Annotated in this window: 7 protein-coding genes and 1 pseudogene; 7 read left to right on the top strand and 1 reads right to left on the bottom strand. The window is 53.9% G+C overall.

From position 1 onward, the window contains the following. The 7 genes and pseudogenes from ACSC1P_RS21640 to ACSC1P_RS21670 all read left to right on the top strand — a co-directional run. Positions 1–508 (top strand): DUF8186 domain-containing protein (locus tag ACSC1P_RS21640; protein ID WP_492764738.1); only part of this gene is annotated, 508 nt, incomplete at its 5' end. Then, positions 508–1,353 carry a hypothetical protein gene (locus tag ACSC1P_RS21645; protein ID WP_435362382.1) on the top strand — a complete coding sequence of 282 codons (846 nt, stop codon included), beginning with the start codon at positions 508–510 and terminating at the stop codon, positions 1,351–1,353. The genes ACSC1P_RS21640 and ACSC1P_RS21645, both read left to right, overlap by 1 nt. 2 nt (positions 1,354–1,355) lie before the next feature. After that, the gene (locus ACSC1P_RS21650; RefSeq protein ID WP_435362304.1) at positions 1,356–2,417 is read left to right on the top strand and encodes a TrbL/VirB6 family protein; all 1,062 of its coding nucleotides are present in this window, start codon (positions 1,356–1,358) and stop codon (positions 2,415–2,417) included. A 6-nt stretch (positions 2,418–2,423) separates the two neighbouring features. Beyond that, a complete protein-coding gene (locus ACSC1P_RS21655) occupies positions 2,424–3,545 on the top strand; it encodes a TraC-like domain-containing protein (RefSeq protein WP_435362305.1) in 1,122 nt (373 codons plus the stop codon). Further along, positions 3,538–5,628, top strand: a pseudogene (locus ACSC1P_RS21660) (VirB4 family type IV secretion system protein); the annotation flags it as partial. The gene ACSC1P_RS21655 and the pseudogene ACSC1P_RS21660, both read left to right, overlap by 8 nt. A gap of 201 nt (positions 5,629–5,829) precedes the next feature. Then, complete coding sequence (locus tag ACSC1P_RS21665; RefSeq protein WP_435362306.1) at positions 5,830–6,624, top strand: hypothetical protein; 795 nt, start codon at positions 5,830–5,832, stop codon at positions 6,622–6,624. A gap of 95 nt (positions 6,625–6,719) precedes the next feature. Continuing rightward, positions 6,720–11,036 (top strand): DEAD/DEAH box helicase, encoded by a 4,317-nt coding sequence (locus ACSC1P_RS21670; RefSeq protein WP_435362307.1) that lies wholly within the window; start codon positions 6,720–6,722, stop codon positions 11,034–11,036. A 529-nt stretch (positions 11,037–11,565) separates the two neighbouring features. On the opposite strand, the gene ACSC1P_RS21675 is transcribed toward ACSC1P_RS21670, so the two are convergent. Then, positions 11,566–12,564 (bottom strand): hypothetical protein, encoded by a 999-nt coding sequence (locus tag ACSC1P_RS21675; RefSeq protein WP_435362308.1) that lies wholly within the window; start codon positions 12,562–12,564, stop codon positions 11,566–11,568. Between the last annotated feature and the right edge of the window lie 42 nt (positions 12,565–12,606).

A 12,606-nucleotide genomic window follows, 5' to 3' on the forward strand; every position in this document is an offset into this window, starting at 1 on the left:
CGGTATCGTCCGCGGCGTGAACGCCACTATCGTCGAACCTCCTGCAGGTTCGGAGCGACAGATACGCGAGAGCAACCTCACTATCGACGTTATCGAGGAGACTGAAAACCACCTCGTTGCCCGAATCGAGCTACGGGACAACGAGACGGGTGCACCAATCGTCCTTCGAGAGGACCCCCGTCGCAAACCCATCGGCGGTCGCACTCGCGATGGCTACATCACTATTGGCAACCGGCGAGTCGAGACGAACTTCTCCGGCGTCGCTATCGTCACGTTGGACCAGCCCGGTGCCTACACCGCTGAGTATCACCCCGGAACATGGCTTGGCCACGACCCAGCCTACGTTCGCGACGTGGCGACTGTCCGCTGGCACCCCCTCAGCACTATCGATGGTTGGTTCGCCCTCGTCGTCGAGGTCGGCTGGCAGTTCATCCCCTTCTTCGTCGCGTTTTTCGCAGGTAGACGAGTCCTGCGGCTATTCACACCAGAGACATTCGAGAGACCGTAATCATGCACAACAACTCACGACTCGACAGACGTACCGTACTCAGAACAGCCGCTGGGCTTTCCTGTGGCGCAATCGCTGGCTGCGCTGGCGACGACAGCGAAGCCACAACGCGAACCCCAGCCGACGGCGACGCGACTCCACCCGGGCAGGACACGCTGGAACGTGTCGCCGTCGACGGAACAACGCTCGTCGTCGAACTCACGGCCGACGCTGAAGTCGACTGGGTCAACCTCATCTGGCCCAGCGGCGAACTCTTCGGCCGCCGCGACGTGCCTGCCGGAGTCCAGCAGGTAACCTTCGAACTCGGAACCTCATATGACCCCGGCGAATATCGACTGCTCGCGCTGCAGGGCGAGGAAACCGTCGTCGAGACGAGTCTCGAAATTCGGCCTGAGCTGGAGATCCGGGACATGGGCGTGTTCCGTAACACGCCCGAGAAGCCCTGGGACGAGGTCTACGGTGAGAGTGAGACTGATGCCCTGAAGAACGGCGAAGCGTTCGTTACTGTTGAAAACACTGGAACTGGACCGGAAGCTGTGGTCGAACTCAGTTTCTCCGGAGACGTTCCTAACCCCATCGAAGACCCGAACGGGAGCGGTATGCACGAGAAAGAGTCCGTAAAGATTGGTCCTGGAGAAACTGTCGATGCCTACTCTGGTACCTTCCCCTTCGGTCCGAATCTTAGTGAGGAGGGGATGGGTTGCTCGATCGCCGGGAACACTGGGCGCGTCACGGTAGCCGTCGAAAGCAAGGTGACCGGCCAGGCTATCACGAGCCAATTTGGCGTCGAGTACACTGGTTCCGAAAAGATGCGTGACTGTGAAATCACGTTTACCGAGGTCTGACGATGGTCGATTTGATTGATGTTGTCTTAGAAGGGTTGAAGGACTTCGTTGGCTGGTTCAGTGGTCTGTTCAAACAGGGTCTCACGAAGGGTTACAAAAGTCTCGCTGAGACGATGTTTGGCACGCCCACCCCTCAGACCGATGGCTCGTTCATCTTTGGACAGCCATCGAACGCTCCCTGGCCAGCAATCCAGGACGCGCTGGTCGGGGGCGAAATCATGCTCGTATCGCTACTCATTCTCCTGATGAGTGTTCAAGGTCGGCATACGATTCGGATATTCAATGTCGGAAGTGCCTACGAGGCACAGAAGACGAAGAAGACCGCTTGGGTCGGTGTCTTCCTCATCGTTGTGTGGTACTGGCTTGGTGTGTTGACTCTGTACCTTGTAGACGGCTTCACGCTTGCTTTGATGCCAGAATTGTCGTCTCTTCGGGATGCGATGTTACAATTCATCGGTGTTACACTGGTCAATCCCGTTCTGACCCTCCTTTTCGCAGGAATTGGTGGACTCTCGATGTGGGCACTCGAAGCGATGCTGTACATTCGGACGGTCCTGCTCTACGTCTATCTGTACGCGATGCCGATTGCGTTCGCTCTCGCGTACGGGAATCTGCCTGTTCTCTCCGATATCGCGATGGGGTTCTGCAAGCGATTCGTCCCGCTAGCGGTCCTGCCACTTCCAGCTGCGATGGTCTTCAAAGGATACGACCTGCTGTATAGCGATAGCGGATTCCACCCTGCCACTGACTTCCTCAAATACCTCGTCGCAGTGTCGCTCCCGCTCGTCGCGCTCTACGTGACGTGGAAGACGTTCCAGTACGCGACGCCGATGAGCGCCAAAATTCTCAGCACGACGACCAAGGGCGTCGTCACTGTCGGCGCGGTCGCCGCCGGGACGTATGTCGGCGGCGCAGGCGTCGCGACAACCGCGGCACGGTGGGGACCGAAAGCAGCCGCTGGTCACGCAGTCGCACAGCGAGCAGCTGACCATATTCAGGACGGCGACGGGGAGGGCTCGAAGCCGTCGTACCGCCGAACCGAGAACGACCCTGGGGCGTACTGACCACCAATGCCACTTGATCACGACGCAGCAGCACGACGCATCATGGATGAATTCGGTGAGGAAAGTCGCATCCCGTACCTCAACGTCGAGGAAGGAGACGTCGGCGTCCTCGTCGCCTTCCCGATCATCGGCCTTTTCATCGCCGGCCTCACCGGCATCGACTCACTCGCACTTCCGCTGGTGACCGCTGGCCTCGGCTTCGGCGTCGCCGTCATCTACGTCACGCCGAGTCACCTGAACGCCTGGACGTGGGCGAAAGACGTCTACCGGTACGCGAAGCGACCTCGACGAACGTTCAGCGCGCCAGCTGAGGAAACGAGCACCGAATCGGAGTCTGTCCGCAACGAGGGCGGACTCGCGAACTACACGCCGTTCAAACCTGACGAGCGCACACAGGACCTGACGAACGTCGGACGAGCGTGGCCGGGCGCAGGTGCCATCCAGCGCGCCGACGGTACGGTGGAGGCGTTCATCGAGGTCAGGCCCGGGAACATGGACTTCGCGATGTCCAGCGACTGGGCACAGATACAGGAAGTGGCGACCGAGTTCGCCAACAAAGAACTCGACGCCAAGCTGAAGTTCCACGCCACGACCCGCTCGTTCCCCGTCGGACGAATCGTCGAGAACATCGAGGACCGACTTACCGACGAGGACGTCTCTCGGAACGCGGTCTTCCGCGAACTCCTCGAAGAGTACCGCGAGACCCGACCCAGGGAGATGCGCGATCGGGGGACGCAGCAGGTCAAGTTCTACCTCGGCGTTGAAGTCAGCCCCATCGAGGTGTACAACCGGACCCGCGACGAGGGAACGCCAGCGGAGAAGCTGACCCAGTTCCCCATCGTCGGCTTCCTGTTCAACCCGTTCGTCACCCGCCGCGAGGACTTCAGCGAGGCAGAGCAGCGCGCACAGCAGTTCGAGAAACTCGACGACCGAATTCACACGGTACAGTCGGGTTTCGTCCAGCAGGCGTCTGGCTGGTCCGCACGTCGACTCAGCACGGTCGAACTGTTCGTGTTGAACATGGACTTCTGGAACGGCGAGGAGCACGACTACGCCGACGCCTCCAGCGTCGTTCGAGAACAGCCCATCATCGGCCACAGCCGACGGGAGGACAGCCACGATGAGTAGCGTGGTCCTGCAGTCAGAGACAGTCTCCGTTTCACAGCTCACTGAGTGGCTGCTGGATCCGGCGAGTACCGAAGGAACTGCACTCTACGTCTTCATCGTCGCGGTGCTCGGTCTCGCTGGGAAAGTGTTCTTGGCCCGCCGTCGAACCGCACAGCAGGCCGAGGAGGAAGTCGATTTCGACGACGTCCTCGACGAGGAAACCCTGGCTGCAGGCGCAGTCGAGTTCGAAGTCCTCGACGACATCGCAGAGTCACACAAGACGGTGACCGCACCGGACGCCATCGAGTGGGAGACCCGTGCCGCGCGCGTCGGCGAGCAGTGGACGACGACGCTCTACATCGCCGACTACGCTGACTACCCGAGCGACGGTTTCCTGAGCGACCTCTTCGAACTCACCGACGTCCAGTTCGACCTGACCGCTCACCTCACGCCGAAGAATCAGGAGCGAGCTCGCACCGAACTGCAGGATATCGCTGACAACCTCCAGGTGGACGCCGATCTCGAACAGAGTGTCCGCAGCGCCTACCTGCAAGAGCGTGCCAACGAAGCCGCAGCAACGTACACAGCGGTCGAGAGCGGTGCCCGTGTGTTCGGCCTCGGGCTGTTCGTCACCGTTCGTGCCGACGACAAAGACGCGCTCACGGACGCCGTACGCAAAGTGAAAACCGCGCTCCGTGACGACCCGGCGAACCTCACGCCCAAGACGGCCATCTGTCGGCAGGACCTCGCCCTGAAGTCCGCAGCACCCATCGGAGAGAACGCCTTCGGCCGCGAGTCAATAGCGCTTGGTGGGGCCGTCGGCGCGCTCCTCGCGTCGCCACACAACGCGACGATCCTCGAACCGGGAGGTGTCGAGTTCGGCATCCACAAGGACAACCAGAGTCCAGTCGTCATCGACCCGTTCTCGCGAGACAACGGCTACGCGATGTTCACCGTCGGCGACACCGGCTCCGGAAAGTCGTTCGGCTCGAAGCAGAACTTCATCCGCTCTATCGAGCAGAGTTCGGACCGCATCGGCATCGTCCTCGAACCGCTGAACAACTGGGCCGGTGTCTCCGAGGCACTCGACGCGAAGCGTATCACCGTCGGCGGAACGCTCGGGCTGAACCCACTGGAGATCCGCCAGACGCCGGAGCACGTCCAACGAGCGATGGGCGAGGACGCGAGCCCGTTCAACGAGAAGCTCGACGACGCGATGAGCTTCCTGACGAACTTCTTCGCGCTGCGCGGTATCACACTGGGTGACCGCCGGACGACGCTCGAACTCGGTCTCAGACACGCCTACAAGCGTAACGGCATCACCGACGACATCACCACCCACGGGAATCCGAGTCCGACTGTACGAGACATCATGGACGTCTTCGAGCGGATGGTCGAGACCCCTGAGGAGTTCGTCGTTCGGTCTGACGAAGAGGCTGGAAAGCTCCACGACGACGCGGCATGGTTACTCGACCAGCTCCGCCCGTTCGAGGAGGAAGGTCGCTACGCCAATCTCGGCAAGCCGTCCGAGTTCAACATCCGCGACGAGAAAGTCATCTACCTTGACCTCGCTCAGCAAGAGGGTAGCGTCGACAGCAGCACTGCGCTGACGATGCAGTTGCTCATTTCGCTAGTGTACGAACGCGCCAAAGAGACCGAGAAGGAGGTCGTGTTCGTCATCGACGAGGCCCGCTACATCATGCAGGACGCCGCGAGTCTGTCCTTCCTCGAAACCGTGTTCCGGCACCACCGCCACCACGACCTCTCGATTCGTCTCGTGACCCAGACCGTCGACGAGTTCTTCGAACACGCAGAGTCTGAGGCCATCCTCGACCAGTGTGCCGTCAAGCAGTTCCACCGCCTCGATGGTATGGACGAAGAGTGGGCCGACGAGTTCGGCCTGAACTACGCCCAGATGCGCTACGTGCAAGACGCCGTCCCTGGGAACGAGGACACTGGCTACTCGGAAGCCCTCGTCGGCGTCGACGGCGAATGGCGAGGCATCCGCGTGCAGGCGATGCCCAAGGAGAAAGCCGTTATCGACTTCGACCCTGCCGAGCGGACGAATGAGTTGATTTTAGGGGTAAGTGAAGAGTTCTCTGACGAGAACAATGGGTCGCGAGTGGCTGATGTCAGATAGCGGGGTAACTGCCTCAATTTTCTAATTGAACGGGCGACTGATCTGATTCATCTATAGGTCCACGTGTAATGACTTGCCCACGACAACGCTGTTGTGCAGTGCTATGCGACAGCAACCTATTAGTTCGGTAGATTAATTATTATGAGAGTCAGGACAAATAGTAGCGTGGATATTAACGTACTTGGATTGCCCGAAGGGTTTTTTACAAACATCCTTGCACCATTAACTTCTGCACTTTTGCTGATTCTAGTCTATTTCCAATATCGAATCCAAAAGAAAGAATATCAGCCTGACTTGGACGTCCCTCGTGTCGCTCACCACCTTTCTGTCGTCGAGGAACGAAAGGCAACCCGCACAGAATCAGATATCGAGCCTGACGAAGTGCTGTTCGAAGTTTCGAATCTGGGGAGCGGAACTGCAAAAGGGGTCCAGATACACTCCAAGGTTACGCCGCTCTACAGGGGTGATGATCTTGAATCAGGCGGTGAAGATACCTCGGCAGAGAATTTACCGTTTCTCAATTCAGGGCCTTTCCGGTTGGATTTTCCTCGGTGTTTGCCATTGGACGTTTTTCGGGAAGATGTGTATCATTCAAACTGGAAAGACAATGCTAAGGCAACAATCCCGGGCGGAAAGACTGATATTGGCTATCTTATTCATCTGCATGTTCGGAAGTCAGATGGACAGGAAAGTCTGAATGAGATTTTGGGGGAGGAGTACCCGGAAAAAGTGGTTTTTCGGCTTCAGTTAAAATTGGTCTACAAGGGGCCTCTCAGCCCTCGTATCAGTCCGTTCAAGTATACAGATGAGATTTTAGACTTTGTTATTTACCCAGGAGTGTGCTCTACACTCCAGGAAGCGATGGAAATTGGGGTTCCATATAGTAGATACAACGATCTGGACAGGGATAAGGCAATACTGGACGCCCACGTTGATCTCGAGAAGTTAGAATCGAATTAGCCCGAAGTGTAGATGGTAGTTTAGCAAACTGGTTTCTTGGGCAGTGTCGTAATTGCCAGTAGTTATTTGTTATACAAAGAAAAACTCAATTGTCAATGAGGCATATTGACCGGTTCTCTGACTTTGGAAATCTTGATGTGAAAGACGATATCAAGGCCATTCTCCGTGCGTCAGTCTACAATCAGCAGCTTTTCGACTATCCCAGTGAGGAGCAAGAGGATGCCAGATACACGACAGGGTCTATCAAGTATGCTCAGAAGGATAAACCCAGACCCGATTACCGCGGCATTGACGAAATCTCCGGTGAGTACGAGATTGATTACAAATCAATCCTCACATTACTGGGGTACGAAGATACCGCCCTCGAATTCCAACTCGAGAGCTGGGACGAGTTAGCGCAACTCGATAGACGAATAATTGACACCGGTCGCGACCAAGGTCTCGTCATATCCGCACCCACTGGGTTTGGGAAGACAGCCTGCTTTTATGGCTATGTATTTGAGCAGCTACTCTCCAGTCTAGGCACGTCTGTTGGTGCAGATGTTGATAGCAACAACGATGCAGCCATATTCGTGTATCCGACACGGGCACTCCTCCACGACCAGCTCACCCGGGTAATGGAGCTGTTCTCTAATATTGAGGATTCTGGCAAAGACATTCCAACATTTGGGATTTGGCATGGGAATCAGCCATCGAGTTCGCAAGGTGTTACAAATACAAGAAAGTCGACAGCAGCCAAAGAGAACGGAAAGACTATTTTCACTGGGGCGACATATTGGGAGGAATCGAACGACTCGAATATATACATAAATACTGACAAGAAGGCTTCGTATACTCTGGAGAACAGTGCTGGGGAAAAGCTCTTTGACTCGAGAAAATTTTACATCGGAAGGCGGGAGATAATTGATCGACAGCCAAATCTGCTCCTGACGACGCTTGAGTCGCTCGAAAACATAGCGATGAAGCCGCACTATGACCTAATCAACACTGCGAATTATTTCGTATTCGATGAAATTCACCAATATAGTGGACTACGGGGGACCCATGCATCAAATGTAATTCGAAACATCAAACGAGTCCGGAACAGGGAGGCAACGGACGACACTTCACCAGCACTCTACATCGGGTCTAGTGCCACAGTCGAAAATCCTGGCCGATTTGGTCGAGATCTCTTTGGACTTTCAGCCGATACGGGAGTTCCAGCAGCTATTTCTCACGAATACTCTACCGAAGACCTCCAAGTTATCACACCGTCTGATTCCGACATAGATTCCAAGAACGACGACAAGCAGCACTACTATTTCATGCTTACACCCAAGGAAGATGATAGTCCGGACGTTTCTTCACAATTTATCCAACATGCAATGATGGTGGGCCATTCAATGCTCGAAGATGATCCAGATGCTGGTACGGGAGAGGGACGGTCTGCGATGCTTTCGTTCATCGATAGCAAAAGTCTTCTCCGTAATCTCGATACAAAGTTTGTTGATGCAGATCGTACCAATAAGCTATATGAGTACCACTTCGGTCACGGTGAACCGGGAGACTGGGCGACACTTGCAGAAGACACCGAACACATCCCACAGATAGATAGCCCACTGGACAACCCATTATCGGTGTACTCAGGGTCATCAACCTCAATTGACCAGATTCGAAACCACGACTTAACTCTCGGAACAAAGTATCTCGAAGTTGGTGTGGACATCGAGTCACTTGAGTACATTATCAATTATCGCGAGCCCGGGAGTGTGGCAGCTCTCAAGCAACGTGCTGGTCGCGCTGCTCGGAAGAATGGTGACGCCCACATGTTCAATCTATTATCAAGCTATAGCGGAGACACGAACTTCTACTACAGAGCCGACGGTTTCGTTGATAAGGACATCTCTACGCCTCTTCGAACCAACAATTACGTTGTCAATGAACTCCACAACCTATTCTACAAATATTACGAAGCCCTGGCAGAAACGGAAAACTGGTCTGATGATGAATCTGAAGGAGTTGTTCTTCGGCGTTTCTTCGAATCTGTTGGCTGGAATGAGTACAATAGCTTCTTACAATCCCCACAAGTCCAGTTTGACCGGTTACTCGATTTAGACATTCCTTCAAGCCACCTCTTAGACCAGAGATTGGGTGGAGTTTTTCGCAAACTGGATGATTATGATAAGTCTGTTGAAAAATTCACCGAGCGGTTTTCAGATATTTTAGATAAAGACGCTGAGGAGATCTTCCTGCAAGAAGATGCAGCCAGAAGCATGCTAAAAGAATTCCGAGAGAAGCTAGTTGAAAACATTTCAGACTTCATTAACTTGGCACGTGAGAACGGGAAAGGAAATCTTGTCCACGATCTCGAAGAGTTCAAGAAAAGCTTGTTCGCAATCGATCTCAATGACGTCCAGGAAGCAGGAAATTCTCTCCAAACAGAGATAAACAACAGATTTGGGCTACTGGGTGATATCCGTAAACTCTCACGTAGTGCCAAAGGAAGCACACAAAACGCAACAGAATTTATTGAGTATACCACTAGGATAGACGAGCTAGCTGAAGGAGTTATTAGTGGGGAGATTCAGCGGAAAAACCTGGGCCGACGGGTTTCGTACTATCTCCGGCGATCGTTAGAAGCAATTTCTGATTATAAACAGATTAACTACAGATGGGGTAGCTTGTATGCTGTAAAATCCCTCCTCCGAGGAGCATACTACTTCGAAAAAGCGCTCCGTGTAGAACAAGGCAACGATGAGCCTGATCCAGTTATGGGACAGATTTGGTATGTCCCTCCGAACTACTTCGCTGATACCGGTTGGTACTTTGACTTAGTCGAACCGAACGGGAAAAGTTCAGAAGAATCCATTGACAAGCTCCTCAGCCAATACCTCCCCTTCCGCACAGAATACGCGGCGGGTCAAAGTGAACGTGGAGACCCAGCTGCGATGTACGTGTTCCAGCCAGAGGTTATTCGAAGGGAAGATGACGAACTCGAAATGGAATTTTCCCAACTGGGAGAGGTACACAATGGAGTCGTCGTCCCCAATCGAGTGCCACTGAAACGTGTTGAAGACGTGTCTTACGAACGTGGTCACAAGCTTGTTCCCTATGATGGTGCCACTTATCAGCTTCTTTCCCCGAGCGAGGTTGAGTTAGAACAGTACTCGAGTAGGGAGTATGGTCAGGTGTACTCTACTCCTCAAATCGCAACCAGAGTTAATGAGCCTGAGGAAACCTTCGAGAGTAGAAATAAATCGGGAGAACTCCTTGATCTCCGCTCAATCAACGCCCAAGCTTGGATCGAAGCGGTCGACCTGAACATTACACCTGCAAAAAAAGCAGGTGGTCGCCTCTTCCCTGATTACGACGCTCAGCCAATCGAAAAGACCATTCATCGTGGAGACAAGCGCGTAGGCTATTCGCTCAACACACGAGGAGTGACGCTGTGTATTGACTCACTGATTGAGCGTCTCAGCGATGATGAAGGAAACATCCATTTAGACCTCAATCAAATACCGGCTCACAAGGACCTCACCACAACAGACCCCGATGAGATTGTCACATACACGACTGCCCACCTCCTGACAATGCTGGTTGCAGACGTTACTGGCGTCAGCACACAACTTCTCCTCTATGGAACTGACCGTCCCACAGATTCCTCTGACGCTGATGAGTACCAAGTTCACACCTTCGAACAAATTGAGGGTGGACAAGGTGTGGTTGACCTCTTTTGGGATACCGTAGAGAGTCAACCGGAGGAGGTATTAGCCTCTCTTTATCGACTCACGAGAAACGCCCAAGTGCTGAATGAACAGCTTTGGGCAAGTGGGGTCGATGATGATTCAAAGCCTGTTTGGCAGACGTTCATTGGATCAGTCAGTGTTGAGCGCCTGCGTAGTGAAGATGATGATGTACGCGAAGCTAGTGAGGAGATCATCGCGGAGTTGATTGAGGAGCAGCTGGGCTATACGTTCCCACAAACAGTTTCCAGAATCATTGATGAGCTGTGTGTGACCTTAGAACAGGTTTCCCAATTTTCCGAAGAGTATCAGGTCGATGCAGCACGCCTCGCAGAACTCAAATCCAACGTCTCCTACGCACGGATGAAAAACGTGGAAGGTAACGATGGCGAAGAACTTCCTCAGTATATTTTATCTGAGTTCGACGACGTGTTTGACGAGATTGACCAAGAGGCGATTGAGTCTATCTTCCTGTCCCCTGACTTCGATGGATGTCAGGCTAATCTCCAACTCAATCGGACAATCTTCGACCGACCGCAGTCAGAGGTGCTGAGCAACGGGCTCTTAAATGAAATCGAGAAGTGGCTCGTCAGAAAGGTTCCCGCGGAAGAGGAAATCGATGAGATGGGTCGACAGTCCAAACTCAGCGCCCGTCTCGACGAAGATTCGGCTTACTTCCTGAGGTTCTGATAATGACGAGTAACTGCACGGGGTTCGGCGAGGACGAAGACATGATATATGGATTCACGGCTAGAAAGCTCCGAAGTGGGCTGGAAGTAGTAATCTGCCTTCCATCGATTCAAAACCCAATTGAGTTTGATATAGATGCAGATCACGCTAAGGGCTCGTCGGATACACACTTGGGGTATCAGTTGCAGCAAGCACAGTCAGGTGCAATCATTTACACGGACAAGACGCAAATGCCGCGGCACCTTAAAGAAAAGCTAGAGCAAGCATGCACCCTCGTTCACCACACAGGTGTGAAATTTCGAATGTGCGTCGGCCGAAAGGACGTGTTTCTACCGAATGCAGAATATGAAGGTGGGGAAGTCAGGTACATCAATCAACCGGTGAATAATCGCTGCAGCCACGAGTTCGAATCACCAATTGAGTTTCTCCAAGAGGTTCTAGAGTTCCCAAGCCCATAGTGCCTTCTTCAATATGGATTACGACGAGTTCTCGTCAAAGACAGCCGTCAATTTCTGACGAACCAGCTAACTCAGTCTTCAAGTTCGGAGGTACGAGAGGGATTGTCCTGTAGTTTTGACTTAGACACGTACCGGTGACCGAACACAAAAGCGATTCTACGGTCAGAGTCGTCAGCAGTCTTGTCATTGGTGACCGCCTCATCCAGTGTGAAGCCCTGTTCTTCGTCAAGGAAGAGAACCTTCTCTTCACGTCCAATTCGCTCGTGATCGTCTTGTTCCATCTGCTCGACGGCAGTCCTGAGACTCGATCGCTGGGACTCGCTCAACTCGTCAGCGCCCTCGACGGCGTCGACTGTGAGCGCGATGCTCTCAACGGACCCAGTCACTCGGGGTACAGTTGTCTTAATCTCATTCTTCCGGTAGAACGCGAGATGGCCGACAGGCTTGAAGGAGCGATTCGGCTGGCAGAAGTAGTGGCCGTACTGCTGAAACTCGTCCCAGGCGCGACGTGCTGCGACTACGAGCACCCTGTTCTCTTCACCGGTGGTCAAGGATTCGTCGTAGAGGAAGCGTACGAATTCGCGTAACAGGAATGCTTCGCGTTCTGTGGGAACTGCAACTGAGTGTTCAGCACCCATATCCCGGTCAAGAACTTCCTCGACGCTGTCGACGATGGCGTCGAAATTCGTCCAGACAACGCGCTCATCGTCAAGGTTGTCGACGGGGGACGGCCTGGTGTGGTCCGGTGTGAGGACGATCAATCGCTGACTGCTCGACTCCTCTTCATCGAGCCGTGAGAGATGGCCTCGCAACTGACTTGCATCGACAACGTTCTCTGAGGTCTTCGTCTCGAACCAGAGCGACGTCGAACTCCTGATCGCCGCATCTGGAACAGACTCAGGACCCGTGACCTGATTATCGAACGTCAGTAGCGCGAGATCTGACTCGTCGAGTGCCCCCTCGAAGATATCTTCCACAAGCCGACTGTTTATATGGGCCATCACCGCCATCATCGTTGAAGTTACCCGGTTTTCGCCCTGTGTATACGTCGAAAAGAGTGGATTCGGCATCTGTGCTGAAATTCAAAGGACAAGGATATAGTTCACCGGGTC

Origin of the sequence: Haloarchaeobius caseinilyticus, from assembly GCF_051207395.1 — an archaeon.
Taxonomy (GTDB): Archaea; Halobacteriota; Halobacteria; order Halobacteriales; family Natrialbaceae; genus Haloarchaeobius.

Bases quoted from the DNA above. Each gene is read 5' to 3' on its own strand.
- ACSC1P_RS21650 (WP_435362304.1), top strand. From the start codon at position 1,356: ATGGTCGATTTGATTGATGTTGTCTTAGAAGGGTTGAAGGACTTCGTT.
- ACSC1P_RS21655 (WP_435362305.1), top strand. From the start codon at position 2,424: ATGCCACTTGATCACGACGCAGCAGCACGACGCATCATGGATGAATTC.
- ACSC1P_RS21670 (WP_435362307.1), top strand. From the start codon at position 6,720: ATGAGGCATATTGACCGGTTCTCTGACTTTGGAAATCTTGATGTGAAA.
- ACSC1P_RS21675 (WP_435362308.1), bottom strand. From the start codon at position 12,564: ATGCCGAATCCACTCTTTTCGACGTATACACAGGGCGAAAACCGGGTA.